11 protein-coding genes and 1 pseudogene are annotated in these 19611 nt (G+C 69.5%); all 12 read right to left on the reverse strand.

Features of this window, described 5'->3' with window-relative positions; all coding sequences use genetic code 11:
- Nucleotides 1-37 precede the first annotated feature (37 nt).
- Nucleotides 38-376 (reverse strand): inner-membrane translocator, encoded by a 339-nt coding sequence (locus tag ACIP4X_RS24710; protein WP_358731744.1) that lies wholly within the window; start codon nucleotides 374-376, stop codon nucleotides 38-40.
- 355 nt (nucleotides 377-731) lie between these two features.
- A pseudogene (locus ACIP4X_RS24715) lies at nucleotides 732-7019 on the reverse strand (LamG-like jellyroll fold domain-containing protein); the annotation flags it as partial.
- A gap of 169 nt (nucleotides 7020-7188) precedes the next feature.
- A complete protein-coding gene (locus ACIP4X_RS24720) occupies nucleotides 7189-9375 on the reverse strand; it encodes a discoidin domain-containing protein (RefSeq protein ID WP_401350628.1) in 2187 nt (728 codons plus the stop codon).
- Nucleotides 9376-9444: 69 nt separating this feature from the next.
- On the reverse strand, nucleotides 9445-11052 hold the full coding sequence (locus ACIP4X_RS24725) for a glycoside hydrolase family 13 protein (RefSeq protein ID WP_358731742.1): 1608 nt from the start codon (nucleotides 11050-11052) through the stop codon (nucleotides 9445-9447).
- A gap of 32 nt (nucleotides 11053-11084) precedes the next feature.
- Nucleotides 11085-11960 (reverse strand): carbohydrate ABC transporter permease, encoded by an 876-nt coding sequence (locus ACIP4X_RS24730; RefSeq protein ID WP_358731741.1) that lies wholly within the window; start codon nucleotides 11958-11960, stop codon nucleotides 11085-11087.
- Nucleotides 11957-12910 (reverse strand): sugar ABC transporter permease, encoded by a 954-nt coding sequence (locus ACIP4X_RS24735; protein WP_358731740.1) that lies wholly within the window; start codon nucleotides 12908-12910, stop codon nucleotides 11957-11959. Before ACIP4X_RS24735 ends, ACIP4X_RS24730 begins: the two co-directional genes overlap by 4 nt.
- 5 nt (nucleotides 12911-12915) lie before the next feature.
- Complete coding sequence (locus ACIP4X_RS24740; RefSeq protein WP_391458478.1) at nucleotides 12916-14268, reverse strand: extracellular solute-binding protein; 1353 nt, start codon at nucleotides 14266-14268, stop codon at nucleotides 12916-12918.
- A 119-nt stretch (nucleotides 14269-14387) separates the two neighbouring features.
- Nucleotides 14388-15386: a LacI family DNA-binding transcriptional regulator gene (locus ACIP4X_RS24745; protein WP_358731738.1), complete on the reverse strand. Its 999-nt coding sequence runs from the start codon at nucleotides 15384-15386 to the stop codon at nucleotides 14388-14390.
- A 70-nt stretch (nucleotides 15387-15456) separates the two neighbouring features.
- The gene (locus ACIP4X_RS24750) at nucleotides 15457-16272 is read right to left on the reverse strand and encodes an ABC transporter permease (RefSeq protein ID WP_358731736.1); all 816 of its coding nucleotides are present in this window, start codon (nucleotides 16270-16272) and stop codon (nucleotides 15457-15459) included.
- Nucleotides 16273-16310: 38 nt separating this feature from the next.
- Nucleotides 16311-17213, reverse strand: a complete 903-nt coding sequence (locus ACIP4X_RS24755; RefSeq protein ID WP_358731735.1) for an ABC transporter permease — start codon at nucleotides 17211-17213, stop codon at nucleotides 16311-16313.
- Between the two features lie 3 nt (nucleotides 17214-17216).
- Nucleotides 17217-18413: an extracellular solute-binding protein gene (locus ACIP4X_RS24760; RefSeq protein ID WP_391458482.1), complete on the reverse strand. Its 1197-nt coding sequence runs from the start codon at nucleotides 18411-18413 to the stop codon at nucleotides 17217-17219.
- A gap of 37 nt (nucleotides 18414-18450) precedes the next feature.
- On the reverse strand, nucleotides 18451-19488 hold the full coding sequence (locus tag ACIP4X_RS24765; protein ID WP_358731731.1) for an ABC transporter ATP-binding protein: 1038 nt from the start codon (nucleotides 19486-19488) through the stop codon (nucleotides 18451-18453).
- Between the last annotated feature and the right edge of the window lie 123 nt (nucleotides 19489-19611).

The raw sequence follows: 19611 nt of genomic DNA on the forward strand, positions 1-19611 counted from the left end.
TTCCAAGGCGCCTCCGACGGCTGTGGCTACATCTGGGTCAGGGCCAGGACCCCAGCGTGTGGAATGCCAGGAAAACACAGAGTGTCAGCTGCACCGCCCCGATAACTCGGTGCCCGATCCGCAGCAGCACGACGGCCGTTACGCCGACCGCCAGGGCCAGAGTGCCGAAGCCCAGCACTGGCGCCCAGTCCAGGGGCGGCATGCTCGTCGCTGTCTGTCCGGAGCTGGCGTCCATCCGGCCCAGTCCCCGGACGGCGAGCACGATGACGACCAACAGCCCGCCCGCCACGTCCGCCACCAGTACGAGGAGCAGGAGACAACCTGCGGTGAGGGCACCCTCTCTGCCGGAGGGCTGCTTGTCGGCAAGTTCGGACATGCCTCAACGATCGCCCGGAATCCACCCTTCCGAACGGTCCGTCGCCGACTCGCAACCCAGGCGAACTCCGCTCTTCATGGGCCTATCCGGTCCCGGCGATCTCTCGCAGGCACTCAGTTTGAGCAGGCCAGGTGGAGGGTGAGGACGGCCTGAACAAGGCTGGTGATGCGAGTGGTGGAGCATCGCAGCTTGCCGACTCCACCCACTGGGACGAGCCGGCCGGCTGGATCGCGTACTGCTCCATCACAGGGCGTCCCGCGGCGTCCCACGCGTACCAGATGTCCGCGCCGGTCATCTCGTTCCACAGCCAGTCCAGCCGGCCCGCCGAGTCGTAGCCGTAGACGGTGGTGTTCTTCGTGTCCGTGCGTTGGGTCATGCGGCCGTCGGCGTCGTAGGCGTATTTCACCGTGCCGGCGGGGCCCGCCGCGGTGAGGAGTTGGCCGCGGTCGTCGTAGGTGTAGGTGTTCGGGGTGAGCGGGGTGCCGGAACCGGCCGACGTGATCCGGCCCGCCAGGTCGTAGGACAGCGTGCGGTCCGTGGTTGCCGCCTCGGCGCCGGTGCCGGTCTCCTGGATGAGGCGGCCCAGGCCGTCGTAGGCGCTCTCGCGCTTCACCCCGCCCGGCAGGAGTTCCGTCACCGCCTGGCCGGCCTTGTCGTAGACGGTGGTCCAGGTGCGGTCGGCCGCGTTCGGGTGCGCGGTCGTGGACGGTTCGATCGTGGACTCGGGCAGACCCCAGGAGTTGAAGGTGTGGACGGTGGTGTTGCCCCGGCCGTCGGTGAGACGCGTGCGGTTGCCGGCCGCGTCGTGGCCGAAGGTCGTCGTGATCGACTCGCTGCCGGAGACGGGCTCGACCTGCTTCGTCATCCGGCCGAGCGCGTCGTAGCCGTACGTGGTGCGGGCCTTGGTCTGCGCGGAGATCACCGCGGTCAGGTTGCCGTCGGCGTCGTATTCGGCGGCCGCCGTGCGCAGCGCGGTGGTGCCCGTGCCGTAGTCGGTGGTCGCGGTGACGTCGCCGAGGGCGTCGTAGGTGGTGGTCGTGCGACGGTCGGTCGCGTCGAGGGTCTCGGTCGGGCGGCCGAGGCCGTCGTAGTCGAATCTGGTGGTGCCGGCCGGGTCGGAAACGGTCCTGGTCTCGCCTGCCGGGTCGTAGGTGGCCCTCGTGGTGATGCCGCCCGGGGTCGTAGACGCGGTCTGGTTGCCCGCGTCGTCCCAGGTGTAGCGGGACACCAGGTTCAGCCGGTTCGGGTAGCGCTCGATCGTGGTGGCGGTAAGCTGCCGCCCGAGTTCGTCGTAGGTGGCCTCGCTGCGGGCGCCCGTCGGGTCCGTGGCGGAGAGCTGGAGGCCGGTGGGCGTCCAGGTGTAGCGGCTCACTCCGCCGCCTTCGGCGTCCGTGGCCGGGCCCGCGACCAGGCCGGAGCCGGAGTTGAGCAGTGCCCGCAGGGCGTCCGCCGGGTTCGCGACCGGGTCGGTCCTGCTGGTGAGTTGGCCGAACTGGTCGTAGCCGTAGCGGGTGGTGCGGCCGAGCGGGTCGGTGGCCGACTGCGGCAGGCCGAGTGCGTTGTAGGTGGTGCGGGCGGTCGCGGTGAGCGCGCCGGCTCCGCCCGGTGGCGTGCAGTCGGGCAGGGTCACGGCGGTCGTGCGGCCGAGCCGGTCGACCTCGGCGCGGGCCACCTTCCCCCGGGCGTCCTTCGTCTCGGTGACCTCACCGAAGGCGTTGTAGCCGGTCAGTGTGGTCGGCGTGACCGTGGTGGCCGTGCCGCCGCTTTCCTCGGACTGGACGGCCGGGGCGGTCTGCTGCACCAGGCGGCCGAGCGCGTCGTAGCGGTAGGTGGTGGTGTACGCGGACGCGTCGGCGCCGGTGACGTTTCCGCACGGGCTGACCGTGGTCAGCGGAAGACCGCGCTGGTCGTAGGTTCCGGTCGTGGTGTGGGTGCTGGTGCCATCGGTGACGGTCTGTCGCGTCAGGTTGCCCGCGGGGTCGTATTCCGCGGTCGTCGCGAGCTTCTTGGTCCCGGAGACAGTCTGCGTCTGCTCCTTCAGCCGGTCGTCGCCGTCGTAGGTGAAGGTGCTCGTCCGGTTCAGGCCGCCCGGGTCGAGAACACTGCTCCTGGTGCGGCCCAGCGCGTCCACCGTGTACGTCTGTGTGGTCTTGCCGCCGCGGGTGACCTGCCGGGTCAGGTTGCCTGCCGGGTCGTAGGTGTTGGACTCCAGGACGATGTCGTGCTTCGTACCGTCGGCCTGGGTGACCTGCTTGGCCGTGCTGGTGGCGAGCAGGTCGTCGGCGAAGTAGGTGTAGGCGTTGGTGGCGCCCATCGCGTCGGTCGTGGAGGCCGGGCGCCCGGCCGGGTCGTAGGCGTTGGACACCATGGTCAGATCTCGGGTGGTGCCCGACGGGTCGCCCGTCCAGCCGTTCAGGACAGTGGTGGCGTGCTGTCCGCGAGCGGTGTGGGTGTACGTGAAGTGCGTACCCGCCGGGTCGGTCATCCCGGTGACACGGCCCAGTTCGTCGTGTTCGAGCAGGGTGGTGTTCTGCTCGGCGTCGGTGACACGGTCGTTGAGGCCGTGCGCATCGTAGTGGTAGGCAGCGGTGCGTTCGGTGTCGCCGCCGGTGGTGTCCTTCGTCGTCTCGGACAGCAGGTTGCCGTCCTCGTCGTAGTCGCGGATGATCTTCGCGGTGTGGGTGGTACCGGTGATCTCGTTCTTCACCCCGGCGCCGGACTCGGTGACGACACGGGAGGCCGCGTCGTATCCGTAGCTCGTGGTCACGCCGTCGGGGAAGCTGTCGGAGGTCTGCTTCTCGGATGTCTTCCGGCCCAGTCCGTCGTACGTGTACTTCGTGACCAGCCCGGACGGTGAGGTGACCTCGGCCAGGTCGCCGTCGGCGTAATAGCGGTACGACGTCTTCGCGCCACCTGGTGTGGTCTGCGTAGACACCAGGCCGGCCGGGGTCGTGCCGCCGCCGACCGCGGTCTCGGTGCCGGCGGTGTAGGCGGTGGAGGCCGTGCTGTTGTCCGGGCGGACCGCGGTGAGGGGCAGGCCGAGGGAGTTGTAGGTGTAGGCGATGCGGTAGCGGTCATCGCGGTAGTCGCTCGACCGTTGGTCGCGATAGCTCAGCGGTTTGTCGTTGCGCGGGTCGAGCGGGTCACCGCTGTTGAGGTGGTAGGAGGAGAAACTCGTCCAGCAGGAGTCGGTGTCCCGGCAGGTCGTGGTCGACACCACGTTGCCGCGCGCGTCGTGGCCGGTGACGGTGGCATGCCCGTTGGGGTCGGTGACCGTGTGCAGGAAGCCGCCCGTGTCGTAGGCGTACGACGTGACCGCGCCCGTGGCGTCGGTGCGGGAGACGACACGCCGGCCGTGCAGGACGTCGTACGCGGCCTTGCTGGTCTTCTGCTTCGGGTCGGTGAGGGTGATCGTGGCCGTCAGGCCCGAGTCGGTGCCCTCGGCTTGTGCCCGGTAGTGGGCGGAGACCTCGTCCGCGGTAAGCGCCCTGCGGTACAAGGCGGGTTCGTCGATGTCACCCTGCAGGTAGTAGGTTCCGCTGCTCACCCCCATCCAGCTGCTGCTGGCGTAACCCGCCCCGATGTACGCATACGGGCGGGACTGGTTGTCGATCGGTCCGGTGATGGAGCCGATCTTCACACCGTCCAGGTAGAGCGTTTGCCGGGTGGAGTCACCGCTGAGGACGACATGGTGCCACTTGCCGTCGGTGACCGTCATGGTCGAGGTGATGGGGCCCTGCGCGCCGGACACTCCGAGCTGGCGGAACTCACCACGCAGTTTGCCGGACGGGTCGATGTTGAGGACGGGCCGCCAGGAAGCGGCCGGGGTCTGACCGATCGGTGCGTCCTGGAATCCCAGCAGCACGGCCGACGGGGTCGAGGTGCGGAACCACATCTCCCCCGACAGATCGGTCGTCCCCTCGGGAAGGGAGCCGGGCACTTCGATGGAACCACCGTTGCCGAGGCGAACCGCGCGGTTGTCCCCGGGCCCGAACACACCAGTGACGGCCAGTGTGGACTGGCGCAGGGTGCCCTGGTCCAGGCGGAAGTCGGCGTTCACGTCCGGGCCGCCCACCTCACTGCGCAGCGTGGTACCGGAGGTCTCGCCCAGCCGCCAGTACGCGGCCGGCGCGTCCGCGACGACAACGCCCCGGTACCGGTCGCCCGTGCCCTTGACCAGGGCGGTACGGGCCTGCATGTGCAGGTTGGGCGTGTCGGTGCTGCCCGGGAAGAACAACGGGATGTACATCCAGCTCTTCGAGCCGTCGGCTTTGGTGACCTGGCTCAGGGGGACCAAGGCCTTGTCGTAGAAGGCAACCTCGTCGATCTGACCGGTGAAGTTGCGGTAGTCGCTCGCCTGCCCGTCCCATCCGCTGGAGGCGTAGCCGCCACCGATGAACACATGGGTGTGACGCAGGGTCTCGACACCACTGGCCGTCTGCCCTTGATAGTCGCCGTCCACGAAGAGCACCTGGACACCCTCGTTGCCGGTGAGCAGGACGTGGTGCCACTTGTTGTCGTTGACCGCCTGCTTGGACAGGATGCTGCTCGCGCTGGGCGTGAACTTGCCGCGCAGCCTGCCGGCGGAGTCGATCACCAGCACGGGCCGCCAGCCGGTCGGGGTGTCCCCGAACTCGGTGTTCTGGTGGGTGGCCAGCACGCCGGAATCGCTGGTCCTGAACCACAACTCCACCGACATCGACGTGCCCTTGCCCAGCGACTCGGCAGGAACCTCGACCGCACCGTCACCGGCGAAACTCGCGGCTGTGTCGTCGCCGTCGGCGAAGATGCCCGGGCCGCCCAGCCGCACACCGTCCAGGTAGGCACCGGTCAAGCCGTCGCCCAGGGGGCTTGCGGCCTGCGCGCCGCTGCGCTCGCCCAGTCGCCAGTAGCCGGTGGGGCCAGTGCGTTGGATCGTCTCCGCGTACGAGGACGAGGCGGTCGCATACGAGGGGGAGGAGATGTTCCAGGTGCCGCCGTTCTCGTCGGTGTGCTGGGTCAGCCGACCGCTGACAGAGTCGTAGACGGCGGTGGCATGCACTCGACCGGACGGCAGAGTGACCTTGGTCATCTGGCCGATCGCGGCCCTGGCCGCGTAGTGCTCGGCGACCGTGGCCGCGTCCAGCGGGTGGTGGTAGATGGCGACTTCGTCCATCTGACCCTTGAAGTGGTATGCGCCGTTGGGAACACCCATCCAGCTGTCACTCGCGTAGCCGGCTCCCAGGTAGGCGTAGTCCCGGGACTGGTCCGCCACCGTACCCTCGATGGAGCCGACCCGACTGCCGTCCAGATACATGGTCTGGCCGGTCGCCGTCGCTGACAGCACCGCATGGTGCCAGACGTTGTCGGTCACCACGGCACTGGACGTGATGGGGCCGGTGGCACCGCTGACACCGGACCGGCGGAACTCACCGCGCAGCTTCCCGGACGGATCGATGTTCAGCACCGGACGCCAGGAGGACATCGGTTTCTCACCGATCTCACACTCCTGAAAGCTGATCAACACGCCCTTCGGAGTGCTGGTCCTGAACCACAGCTCGACCGCAGGGTAAGCCGCCGCCTTCAGCGTGTCGGCAGGCAGTTCGACCACCGAGTCCGTCCCGTCGAAGCCGGCGGAGGTGTCCGTCGTCCCGGCGACGGCGGAGTCGGTGCCGAGCTGAACGTCACGGTAGACGGCCTCGTTCAGGCCGGTTCGGGAGACCGCCTCACTGGTCGCCGTCGCCTCTTCTCTCTCGCCCAGACGCCAGTACGACGTGGGGCCCGCATCCAGGACACCGCTGCGGTAGACGGAGCCGTCGCCGTACTCGTAGACCGTGCACTTGGTGGTCGACGGCGGGCACACCTTGGTCAGCCGATCGCCGTCATAGTGGTAGTTCCAGGTGAGCCCGGGGGTATTCGCGTCCACAGCACTCGTCGTCACCGACTTGACGTGTCCGCCGGACCAAGTGAAGGACAGAGAACGGCCCGAGAGGGTGTCGGTGACCTTCTTGACCGGGCCGCCGTCCTCCGCCTCGTGCGCGACGCTCTGCGTACGGCCCGCCACGTCGGCGATCCGGGCCAGTACGCCGCTGGGCATGAAGTGGTAGGTGGTGCCGGAGCGTTCCCGCAGCGTCCAGCCTTCCTCTCGGCGCGTGAGAGTGAGCGCACCGCCCGACGGCCCGGCGTAGGTGGCGTCGGGGTTGCGGCCGAACCGCGCCTGGGAGCCGTCCGACAGCGTCACCAGCGCCGTCGACGTCTCCGGTTCCTCGCGGACCCGCATGTCCCTGCGCGTGGACCAGCCGGAGCCGAACGCACCGTCCGTGCGGGGGTCGAGGGAGTGGTAGGTGCGGGTGACCGAAAGTTCCGGCCCGACGGTGGACACCGCCGCGTCCGTGGCCGCGGTGACGTAGTTGCCCGCCCGGACGCCGATCTCCCTGCCGTCGTCCGCGCCACCCAGGTGGCTGGTCACGGTCGCCGAGGCGTCCGTGGCATCCGCGGCGACGGAATGGCCGCGACCGGCGGCGGAACCCCACCGCTGCTCGGGAGCCTCCTCCCCGGAACCGCCTCCCGTCCGCTGGTCCACCGCGAGCGCGGCCTGTTCGGTACCGGCCAACACGGCCAACGCGAATGCAACAGCGACAACAAACGGACGTGCCGGACGCACGGAGTCCCACCTCGAAGATCAAGTTCTAAAAGATCTTCAAAGGCATCCCCAAGGCGTCCACGAGATATCCTCAGAATGGCGTGACCATGATCACAGTGCACACGGACGGGCCCGGGCTTCGCCGCCTCGCGGAATCCGCTCCTGGCGGCGAAGCCCGGGACGGCTGCGGTCACGGGGTCAGGTAGGCCTCCACTTCACTGAACTGGCCCGCCGGCCAGCCGGTGTTGGCGCTGACGGTCAGGCGGAGCCAGCGGAGGTTGGTGTTGCTCGGCAGGGACACGGTGGCCGTGTTGCCGGTGGCCGGGTCGAAGCGGTAGCCCTGGGAGCCGACGACGGTGGAGTAGGACGAGCCGTCGGTGCTGCCCTGGACGGTGATGGTCTGGGTGCGGGCGCCCCAGGCCGACGACGGCGGCAGCTTCAGGACCAGTCGCCGTACGGCCTGGTTCGAGCCCAGGTCGATCGTCAGGGACTGCGGGAAGGCGTTGTTGGTGGACTCCCAGTAGGTGCTGGCGTTGCCGTCCACCGCGTTGCCCGGGGTGTAGACGTCCTGGGAGCCGGTGGCGGTGGCCGGGCGGCCCTTGGCGAGGTTGCGGCCCGGGTCGGGGTCGGGGTTGCCCTGGCCGGGCTTCGGCCAGGTCGAGCAGTCCGACCAGGTGGTGTTCCAGCCGGAGTTGCCGCCGCCGTCGGTCAGCGCGAAGCTGCCCGAGTTGGCCGGGTAGGGGCAGTTGTAGATGCCCGCCGCGCCCACGCCGGTGGCGGTGACGTTGCGGAGGGTCGCCGCGCCCTGGGCCTCGGCCTGGACGACGACCGTGCCGGTGTTCTTCACGGTCGCGCCGTCCACGGTGACGCCCTTGACCGAATACCCGTAGCCGCCGCCCGAGACGAACTCGAAGGCGCTGTACGGGCTGTCGGTGATCGTGGTGTTGGTGACACGGACGGTGGCGTTGATGGCGCTGTCGTAGGAGTCGACGCGCAGCGCGCCCATCGGGTGGTTCCAGTTGGGGTTCATCGCGCCGGCCCGCACCAGCGTGTTGCCGTCGACCGTGATGGTGCCGGCCAGCGGCGAGAAGGGGTCGAGGAACTTCTGGTTGGAGATGGCGATGCCGCTGCCGAGGGCGTTGGTGTCGGAGATCAGGTTGTCCTTCACCGTGATGTCCGTGCCACCGTAGATCGCGATGCCGTTGGCGAGGTTCGGCTGCGAGATGGTGTTGTTCTCGAAGCTGCTGTTGGTGTCCGGCCCGTACAGCGACCACATGGCGAGCGAGTCGTCGCCCTGGTTGCGCAGGAAGTTGTTGCGGATCTTCACGCCCTTGGCGGTGCCGTTGAGGTTGAGGCCGTCGGCGGTGGTGTCGAGGATGCGGCTGTTCTCGACGACGAGGTTGTCGTTGTTGCCGATCAGCCACAGGCCGACCTTCAGGTGCTGGAGCCACATGCCGGAGACGGAGGAGTTCGGCCCGAGCGAGCCGTTGACGAAGTTGTCGGGGCTGGAGTCGACGCGCTCGGTGACCTCGCCGATGACGGCGAAGTCCTTGATGCGCACATTCCCCGAGGAGCTGGACTGGTCGATGAAGCGGGAGGCGTGCACGACCGAGTACCAGCTGCCCGCGCCCTGGAGGGTGACGTTCTGGACGCCGTTCAGGGAGGACGTGAGCCGGTAGTCGCCCGGCGGGATCCACACCACGCCGCCCTGCGCGGCGGAGATGGCGTCCCGGAAGGCCTGGGTGGAGTCGCCCTGGCCGCTGGGGTCGGCGCCCTTGGAGGTGACGGAGACCGATCCGGCGGGCTGGGTGGCGGCCGCGGCGACCTGCTCGAAGTCGGCGACGTCCACGGTGACCTGGACGTTCGCGGCCTCCACGGCGACCTTGTCGCCTGGCTGGACGTTCTGGCCCAGCAGCAGCCGCGTGTTGTCGAAGAAGTGGTGCGTTCTGGCGCCGGCGATCCACCCGGTGTCGACGTACGAGTACTTCGAGGTGACCGCGAGCGTCTTGCTCAGCTTCGTGCCGTTGACGTACACGTTGAGCGTGCCGGACTGGCCGTCGGGGACGCTGTAGGAGACGTTCACGGCGTTGGCGGCGCGCGGCACGGTGAACTCCACGCGCTGCCCGGTGGACAGCCGGACGGCCTGGCGCCCGGATGCCTCGGAGGCGAGCGTGCCCTGGGTGTAGTCCGGCCCGATCCTGGTCCCGGTGGTGGTGGCGGACTCGGCCTCGACCGAGGTGAAGGGGAGGGTGGCGCCCGCCGCGGCGTGGGCGGCGGGCGCGCCGAGGGTGACGAGCATGCCGGCGGCGAGGGCGACGCTCGCCCCGATGGCCGGCAGGCGGCGCCGGGCTGATCCGGCCCTGGTGGTCGCGTGCATGTGCTGATCCCTTCGTGGTGGGGGGTACGGGGATAGCGCGGTGCGTCGCGGCGGGCGGGCTGCGCGGGCTCAGGCGCGCAGCCAGGCCGCCGTGTCCTGCGGGAGCCGGCCGGTCTCGTCCAACGGGCCGCTGCTCAGCAGGAGTTCGGTGTGGGCGGGGAGTTCTGCGGGGGTGGCGGCGAGGTTGACGACACAGGTCGCGCCGTCGGCCCGGGTGAAGGCGAGGACGCCTTCGGGGGCGGGCAGCCAGGTCAGGGGGGCGTCGCCGAAGGCCGGGCGGAGGCGGATGGCCTCGCGGTAGAGGGTGAGCATGGACGTGGGGTCGCTCTGCTGCCGGTCGACGGCGTACGCGGGCCAGCCGGCCGGTTGCGGCAGCCACGGTTCCGCGCCGGAGCCGAAGCCGGCGTGCGGTGCGTCGGCCGTCCAGGGCAGCGGGACCCGGCAGCCGTCGCGGCCGGGGTCGGTGCCGCCGGAGCGGAAGTGCATCGGGTCCTCGATGCGGTCGAGGGGGATGTCGGCCTCGGGAAGGCCGAGTTCCTCGCCCTGGTACACGTAGACCGCGCCGGGCAGGGCGAGGGACAGCAGGGCGGCGGCCCGGGCCCGGCGCGCGCCGAGGGCCAGGTCGGTGGGGGTGCCGAAGGCCTTGGCGGCGAAGTCGAAGCCGGTGTCGGCGCGGCCGTAGCGGGTGACCGTGCGGGTGACGTCGTGGTTGCACAGCACCCAGGTGGCGGGCGCCCCCACGGGGGCGTGCTCGGCGAGCGTCGTGTCGATGGACTCCCGCAGCCGTCCGGCGTCCCAGGGGCAGGACAGGAAGGAGAAGTTGAAGGCGGTGTGGAGTTCGTCGGGGCGCAGGTAGCGGGCGAAACGCTCGGGGTCGGGCAGCCACACCTCGCCGACGAAGACGCCGTCGTGGGCGTCGGCCACGGACCGCCAGGAGCGGTAGACGTCGTGGAGTTCGTCGCGGTCGACGAACGGGTGGGGGTCCTGGCCCTCGACGAGGTCCGGCAGCTCGGGGTCCTTGGCGAGCAGGGCGGCCGAGTCGATGCGGACGCCAGCGACGCCCCGCTCGAACCAGAAGCGCAGGATGTCCTCGTGCTCCTGGCGGACCGCGGGGTGGTCCCAGTTGAGGTCGGGCTGCTCGGGCGTGAACAGGTGCAGGTACCAGTCGCCGTCGGGCAGCCGGGTCCACACCGGTTCGGTGGAGCCGACGAACTGGGACGGCCAGTCGTTGGGCGGCAGTTCGCCGTGTTCCCCGCGCCCGGGGCGGAAGTGGAACAGCTCGCGCTCGGGGCCGCCCGGCGGCGCGGCGAGCGCGGCGCGGAACCAGGGGTGCTGGTCGGAGACGTGGTTGGGTACGACGTCGACGATGGTGCGGATGCCCAGTTCCCGGGCCTCCGAGATCAGTTTCTCCGCCTCGGCGAGGGTTCCGAAGGCCGGGTCGATGGCCCGGTAGTCGGCGACGTCGTAGCCGCCGTCCTTCATCGGCGACAGGTACCACGGGGTGAACCAGAGGGCGTCCACGCCGAGTTCGGCGAGGTAAGGGAGCTTCGCGCGGACTCCGGCGAGGTCGCCGGTGCCGTCCCCGTCACCGTCCGCGAAACTGCGCACGTAGACCTGGTAGATGACGGCGGACCGCCACCAGTCGGTCTGCTTGCGGGCATGGGTGGGCTGTCCCACAGTGCGTGCCTTTCTGTCGAGGGGGGGCCGTGTCAGCCCTTGGTGCCGCCGGCGCTGATCCCGGCGATGATGTGCCGCTGGAAGACGAGGAACAGGGCGACCATCGGGATGCTGGCGATCACCATCGCGGCGACCAGCACGGTCAGTTGGATGTTCTGCGAAAGCTGGACGAGGGCCACGCTGATCGGCTGCTTGTCGGTGTCGGAGAAGACCATCAGCGGCCAGAGGAAGTCCTGCCACACGGCGACCAGCGCGAAGATCGAGACTACGCCGAGGACCGGCCGGGACATCGGCAGCACCACCGACCACAGGATGCGCAGCCGTCCGGCGCCGTCGATCTCGGCGGCCTCCAGCACGTCCCGCGGGAGCTGGTCGAAGAACCGTTTGAGGAGGTAGAGGTTGAAGGCGTTGGCGACGGCCGGCAGCCAGATCCCGAGGGGGTCGTTGAGCAGGCTCGTGTGGATCAGCGGCAGGTCGGCGACCGTCAGGTACTTCGGTACGACGAGGGCCTGCGCCGGGACCATGAGGGTGGCGAGGATGCCGCCGAGGACCACCTTGCCGAAGGCGGGTCTCAGCCTGGACAGGGCGTAGGCGGCGGCGGTGCAGAACACCAGCTGGAACGCCCAGGCGCCGGCGGCCTGTACGACCGTGTTCCACAGGTGCTGCGGGAGCTGCATCAGCTCCCAGGCGTCGGTGAAGCCGCCGAGGTGCCAGCGCCCCGGCAGCAGGGTGGGCGGGGTCCGGGCGATCTCGTCGGGCGACTTCATCGCGCCGGTCGCCATCCAGTAGACGGGGAAGAGGAAGGCGAGCGCGAAGAGCAGGACGACGCCGGTGAACACGGTCCAGTAGACGGCCTTGCCGCGCGGGCGGGCCAGGACGGCCGGGGAGATCAGGGTCCGGGTGCTCATGCGTCCCCCTCGGAGCGGGTGAACCGCAGGTAGACGGCGGAGAACGCGCCGAGCAGCACCAGGAGCATCACGCTGAGCGCGCAGGCCCCGCCGAAGTCGTTGTAGAGGAAGGCGTACTTGTAGATCAGGTAGAGGACGGTGACCGTGGCGTTCTCCGGGCCGCCGCCGGTGATGACGAACGGTTCCGTGAACACCTGCATGGTGGCGATGATCTGGAGGAGCATCAGCATGAGGATGACGAACCTGGTCTGCGGGATCGTCACGTGCCGTACGCGCTGGAGGAGGTTCGCGCCGTCCAGTTCCGCGGCCTCGTACAGCTCGCCGGGGATGGACTGGAGCGCGGCGAGGTAGATCAGTACGGTGCCGCCCATGTTGGCCCAGGTCGCCACGATCACCAGGGAGAGCAGGGCGGTGTCGGCGCCGTTGGTCCAGTTCGAGGTGGGCAGGTGCAGGAAGCGCAGCGCCTCGTTGGCGAGGCCGGCGCCGGGGTCGTAGAACCACTTCCAGAGCAGGGCGCTCACCACCGGCGGGATCATCACCGGCAGGTAGACCACGACCCGGAAGAAGGCCTTGGCGTGGCGGAGTTCGTTGAGGACCAGGGCGAGGACGAACGGGACGGCGAAGCCGATGAGCAGGGCCAGCAGCGTGAAGGTGAGCGTGTTGCGCCAGGCCGCCGTGAACTCCGGGTCGTGCAGGACGCGGGTGAAGTTGGCGGTGCCGACCCACTCGGGCTCCGAGCCCGGCGTGTATTTCTGGAAGGCGATCACGACCGCGCGGATCGCCGGGTACCAGGAGAACAGGGCGAAGCAGACGAGGCCGCCGAGGAGGAATCCGTAGGCGTGCACCTGGTCACGCAGTCGCCGCCGCCTCCGGTCCCCTGCCGGGGGCGGCGCCGGGAGGGAGCGTACGGCGACCGCCGGGGCGGATCGCCGCGCTGCCGTCTTCGTCATCGCCGTCAGCTCCGGGCCAGGATGCTGTCGATCTTGCCGGAGGCGTCCTTGAGGAGCTGGTCGATGTTCGCGTCCTTCTTGGTGAGGACGGCGGAGACGACCCCGTCGAGGACGGAGTAGATCTGCTGGGCGTTCGGCGGCTCTATCTTGAGCCGGAGGTTCTTGTTGCCGTCGAGGAAGGCCTGGTAGTTCTCCACCGGGACGTTCGCGTTGGCCTTCTTGACCTCCTGGTCCTTGGCGTCGGCGGCGCCGGTGAACAGGCGCGGCTCGGGCAGGCCGACCGGGCCGTCGTTCTTCTTGGCGCGGGCGTAGTCGCCGAGGAAGCCCTCGCCGGGGGTGAGGAACATGTGGTCGAGCCACTTGAGGCCGGCGCGGATCTGCTCGGGCGTGGCCTTCCTGTTGAACATGTAGCCGTCGCCGCCGATGAGCGTGCCCTTGCCGCCGGGCATCGGGGCGAGGGCCAGGTCCTTGTAGTCGCCGCCCTTCTCCTTGACCAGGATCGGGATGTTGTCGGGGGCGGAGAGGTACATGCCGAGCTTGCCCGAACCCATCATCTGCTGCACGTCGTTGATGACGAGGAGCTGCTTGCTGCCCATCGAGTCGTCGGTCCAGCGCATGTCGTGCAGGTTCTGGAGCACGGCGTGGCCCTCGGGGGTGTCGACGGTGGCCTTCTTGCCGTCGGCGTCGACGACGTCGCCGCCCTGCGAGTACAGCTCGGCGGTGAAGTGCCAGCCGCCCTGGTTCTGGGCGCTGTAGTCGGCGTAGCCGACGGTGCCGCCGCCGAGCGCGGCGATCCTCTTGGCGTCGGCGCGGACCTCCTCCCAGGTGGCCGGCGGCTTGTCGGGGTCGAGGCCCGCCTTCTCGAAGAGCTTGCGGTTGTAGATCAGGCCCATCGAGTAGCCGGTGCGCGGGATGCCGTAGACCTTCCCGTCGACGGTGTAGATGTCGCGCAACTGCTGCTGGATGGTGTCGTAGCTCTTCAGCTCCTTGACGTACGGGGTGAGGTCGGCGGCCTGGTTGATGTCCACGACGTGCCTGGCGTCGGTGAAGTAGGTGTAGAAGACGTCCTCCATCTGGCCGCCGGCCAGCTTGGCGTCGAACGTCTTCGGGTCCTGGCAGGGGAAGGCGTCGTGCGCGACGACGTCGATGTCCGGGTTCCGCTTCTCGAAGGAGGCGATGTCCTCCTCGAAGAACTTCCGGTCGACCTTGGCGCTCTTGGGCGGCTCGCAGTTGACGGTGATGCGGGTCTTGCCGCCGGACGACCCGTCGTCCGACGACCCGCAGGCCGTGGCGACGAGGGCAAGGGAGGAACAGACGCCGATCGCCGCGAAGGTGCGGCGGAAGCCGGTGCTTGACATCGGTGGACCCCTCTGGACAGGAGCTGTGGGCGCCGCACACTCAAGCACCGGCGACAGGGCTTCGCAAGATGTCGCGCAGAATCTGTAATTATTTGACAGTGAAGAGGATCTATTGGATCTCAGGCACGTGGTGCTTGCGCGGTGGAGCCACGAACCACGAGTTCTGGCTCGAACAGCAGCTCGTCGGCCGGTACGGAGGTGCCGCCGATCTGCGCGTTGAGCAGTTCGACCGCGGCCTTGCCCATCGACTCGATGGGCTGGCGCACGGTGGTGAGCGGCGGTTCCGTGCAGTTCATCAGCGCGGAGTCGTCGTAGCCCACGACGGAGATCCGGCCGGGCACGTCGAGTCCCTTGCGCCGGGCTGCGCGTACGGCGCCCAGCGCGAGCGGGTCGCTGGCGCAGATGAGGCCGGTCACCCCGCGGTCGATCAGCTTGGCCCCGGCCGCGTGACCGCCCTCGATGGAGAAGATCGCCCGGGCCACGTACTCCTCGGGCAGGTCGCCCGCGAGGGCGCGGGCCGCGGCCAGCTTCCGGGCCGACGGCACATGGTCGCCCGGCCCGAGCACCAGGCCGATCCGCTCGTGCCCCAGGGATGCGAGATGGCGCCAGGCCTGCTCGACGGCGACCGCGTCGTCGCAGGACACCGCGGGGAAACCGAGGTCCTCTATGGCCGCGTTGACCAGTACCACGGGGATGTTGCGCTCGGCGAGCCGCCGGTAGTGGTCGTGCGGCGCGTCCGCCTGGGCGTACAGGCCGCCGGCGAACACGACGCCGGAGACCTGCTGTTGCAGCAGCAGCTCGACGTAGTCCGCCTCGGAGACCCCGCCCTTGGTCTGGGTGCACAGCACCGGGGTGAGCCCGAGCTGGGCCAGCGCGCCGCCGATGGCCTCCGCGAAGGCCGGGAAGATCGGATTCTGCAGCTCGGGCAGGACCAGGCCCACCAGCCGGGCCCGCTCGCCGCGCAGTTGCGTCGGTCGCTCGTACCCGAGCACGTCCAGCGCGGAGAGCACCGCCTGCCGGGTGGCGTCGGACACTCCGGGCTTCCCGTTGAGCACCCGGCTGACCGTGGCCTGACTGACCCCGACCTTCTTCGCCACTTCCGCAAGTCGTCGCGTCATACACGCAAGCGTAGCGCAAGAAACGCAAGCTGCTTGCGTAAAGGAGTGACGCCTCTGTCCTGCGAGGGCGCTAGATCCTGCTCTCCGTCGCCGTGTCCGAGGACAGGCGTTGGGCTATGTAGATCGGGATGACGGAGAGGAGGACCAGGACGGCTGCCACGACGTTGACCACTGGGGCCTGCTGGGGTCTGGTCATGTTGTTGAAGATCCAGATGGGCAGGGTCTCGACGCCGGGTCCCGCGGTGAAGGTGGTGACCACGACCTCGTCGAAGGACAGGGCGAAGGCGAGCAGGCCGCCGGCGAACAGCGCCGAGCGCACCAGCGGGAAGGTGACGTCGACGAAGGCGCGGAAGGTGTTCGCGCCGAGGTCCATCGCCGCCTCCTCGTACGAGCCGGAGGTGCGGCGCAGCCGGGCCACGACGTTGTTGAAGACCACGACGATGCAGAACGTGGCGTGCCCGACGACCACGGTGAACAGGCCGAGGCCCACACCGAGCGGCCTGAGCACCGTGGAGAAGGCGGAGTTCAGGGCGATGCCGGTGACGATGCCGGGCAGCGCGATCGGCAGCACGACCACGAAGGACAGGGTGTCGCGGCCGAAGAAGCGGTGCCGGGCCACCGCGAAGGCGATGAGCGTGCCGAGGATCAGCGCGATCGCGGTCGCGCCCAGGCCCGCCTTCACCGAGACCCAGACGGCGCCGCGCGCGCCCGAGTTGGCCCAGGCCACCGACCACCAGTGCAGGGTCAGGCCGGGCGGCGGCCAGCTAGCGCTGCGGTCCGGGTTGAGGGAGTTGACGAGGACCAGCAGGAGCGGGACGTAGATCACCGCGAAGCCGAAGGCGGCGGCGGCGCGCAGCGCGACGCGCGCGCCACGGGAGAGCTGCATGATGTGGTACACCCCCCAGGGAAGGCTGCCGAGGACGGTCAGAGGCTGCTGAGGGCGCCGGTGCGCCGCATCGCCAGCAGGTAGAGCACGATGACGACGACGGGTACCGTGCCGAGCGCGGCGGCCATGGGCAGGTTGAGTTCGATGTTGGAGTAGACGAGGTTGCCGATCATCTGGGTCTTGCCTCCGACGATCTGCACGGTGATGTAGTCGCCGAGGCTGAGCGAGAAGGTGAAGACGGACCCGGCGGCGACCGCGGGCAGGACCATGGGCAGCACCACCGACCGGAAGGTGCGCCAGGGACGCGCCCCGAGGTCGGCGGACGCGTCGAGCAGGTTGGCCGGCAACTGCTCGAGGGCGGTGTGGATCGGCAGGATCATGTACGGCAGCCAGAGGTAGGTCAGGGTGATGAGGGCGGCCGCCAGGCCGTATCCGGGGCCGCTCAGCCCGAACGGCCGAAGCATCCAGTCGGCGAGCCCGCCCTGGGACAGGATGAGCCGCCAGGCGTACACCTTGACCAGGTAACTCGCCCACAGCGGCGTGAGGATGGCGACGACGAGCAGGGGCCGCCACCGGGGCCGGGCGACGCGCGCGGTGCAGAAGGCGAGCGGGAAGGCGATCAGCGCGCACAGGGCGGTGACCGCGAGGGCCACGCCGACGCTGCGCAGGATCACCTGGTGGAAGACGGAAGTCGTCAGCAGGGCCCGGAAGTTGTCCAGCGACCAGACCTTGACGACCTCGGAGGTGAAGGAGTTCGTCGTCCAGAAGGCGGAGAGGAACAGCACGGTCAGCGAGCCGAGGTACAGCACGGCCAGCCACAGCAGCGGGGCGGTCAGCAGCAGGGAGAGGCGCAGCCTGGGGCGGCGGTGCAGCATCCCGGCCAGCCGCCGGACGCCGGCCCTGGAGCCCTGTCGTCCGGCGGCCTGGGCGGTGACGGTCATGGTTCAGCCCTTGATCTCGGTCCAGGCCTGCACCCACTTGGCGTACGGGACGCATGTGACGTCCGTACGGCCGTCCAGGCACTGCGGGATCGGGGTGTTCCAGAAGGCGACCCGCTTCCAGTAGCCGGTGTCGGCGGCGTGGTAGGTGGCGCAGAAGCCCTTGTCGCTGGTCTGCTCGCAGGCCTTGGCGTTGGCGGGGGCCTCGCCGAAGTACTCGGCCACCTGGGCGTTGACCTTCGGGGAGACGATCCAGTCCAGCCACTTGTAGGCGCAGTTGGGGTGCTTGGCCTTCGCGGAGATCATCCAGGTGTCCGACCAGCCGGTCGCGCCCTCCTTGGGGACGAACGCCTTGACCTTGGCGCCCTCGGAGGCGGCGAGGTTCACGATGACCTGCCAGGTGGTGCCGACCAGGGAGTCCCCGCTCTTGAACGCGGAGACCTCCTGCAGGTAGTCGCCCCAGTACTCGCCGACGTCGGCGTTCTGCTTCTTCAGCAGGGCTACGGCGGCGTCGAACTGCTTCTGGTCGAGCGCGTACGGGTCCTTGATCTTCAACTCGGGCCTGGTGGCCTTGAGATACAGGGCGGCGTCGGCGATGTAGATGGGCGAGTCGTAGGCCGTGACGTGGCCCTTGTACCGCGCCGCGTCGTCGAAGACGGCCGACCAGGAGGTGGGCGCGGGCCGTACCTTCTCGGTGTTGTACATCAGCAGGTTGGCGCCGCGGCCGTGCGGGATGCCGTAGGCCTTGCCCTTGACGGAGTTCCAGGCCTGCATCTTCAGGTCGTCGAAGACGTCCTTGTAGTTCGGTACGAGGCCGGTGTTGACCGGGGCCGCGTCGCCGGAGGCGATCAGGCGCAGGGAGGCGTCGCCGGAGGCGGAGACGGTGTCGTACTCCCCCGTCTTCATGAGTTTGACCATCTCGTCGGAGCTGGCCGCGACCTTGGAGTGGACCTGGCAGCCGGTCTGCTTCTGGAAGTCGGTGACCCAGTCGGCCTTCGGGTCGTTGGAGCCGTCCTCGACGTAGCCGGCCCAGGCGATGATGTTGACCCGGCCCTCGGTCCTGCCGAGTTCCGACTGCGCCTTGAGGTCGGGAGGGTTGAGGCCGGTGGCGGTGTCGCTCCCCGAGCCGGAGGAGCCGCAGGCGGTGGCGGCGAGCAGCAGCGTGAGGGCGGCCGCCGTCTGGAGGGTTCGGGTCAGGCGCACGACGTACTCCATGGGTCGGGGGAACGGTGGTGCTTGCTCAGCGGGCGTCGGGGACCTGGACGGCGTGGCGGCGGTGCCATGCCAGCCGTACCCGGGTGCCGCGGTAGGCGGCGACGTCCTCGGCGGAGGTCTCCAGGTTCTGCTGGAGCGCGGTGAGACGGCCGCCGGTGTCGAGGTCGACCAGGAAGCGGGTGGAGTCGCCCAGGTAGACGACCTCGGCGACGGTGCCGGTGACGGTCGCCTGCTCGGGTTCGTCGGCGTCGGCGGACTCCTTCAGGACGCGGATCTTCTCGGGCCGGACGCTGTGGGTTCCGGGGACGCCGAGGATCCGCTGGGCCGACTCGCCCTCCAGCAGGTTGGAGGTGCCGACGAAGGAGGCGACGAACGGGGTCGCCGGGCGTTCGTAGATCTCGGCGGGGGTGCCGACCTGTTCGATGCGGCCCTGGTGGAAGACGGCGATGCGGTCGCTCATCGTCAGGGCCTCCTCCTGGTCGTGGGTGACGAACACGAAGGTGATGCCGACCTCCCGCTGGAGCGCCTTGAGTTCGACCTGCATCTGCTCGCGCAGCTTGAGGTCGAGGGCGCCGAGCGGTTCGTCGAGCAGCAGGACGCGGGGGCGGCCGACCAGGGCGCGGGCGAGGGCGACGCGCTGGCGCTGGCCGCCGGAGAGTTCGGCCGGGCGCCGTCCGCCGTAGCCTTCGAGGCGCACCTCGGCGAGGGCCTGGCGGGCGCGGGCGAGGCGTTCCGCCTTGGGTATTTTGCGGATCTTCAGGGCGTAGCCGACGTTCTGCTCGACGGTCATGTGGGGGAAGAGGGCGTAGTCCTGGAAGACGGTGTGGACGTCCCGTTCGAAGGGGGCGAGGCCGGTGACCTCCTGCCCGGCGAGCTCCACGCGGCCCGCGTCGGGGGCCTCGAAGCCGGCGATCAGGCGCAGGACGGTGGTCTTGCCCGAGCCGGAGGGGCCGAGCATCGAGAAGAACTCCCCGTCCCGGATCTCCAGGTCGACCCCGGCCACGGCGGTCGTCTCCCCGAACGTCCTGCGCAGGCCCTGCAGCCGGACGGCAACTCCCTCCATGGGGAACCTTTCTGACGCTTCCGAACGTTGAGCTGAAACCTATGAAGTCATAGTTCAAAGCTCAAGACCGTCTCTAGGTAAAACTTGGGTCAACTGGCAAGGTGGTGGCCGTGAAGCAGGGAC

Source organism: Streptomyces sp. NPDC088817, assembly GCF_044750345.1.
In the GTDB taxonomy this organism is placed as follows: domain Bacteria; phylum Actinomycetota; class Actinomycetes; order Streptomycetales; family Streptomycetaceae; genus Streptomyces.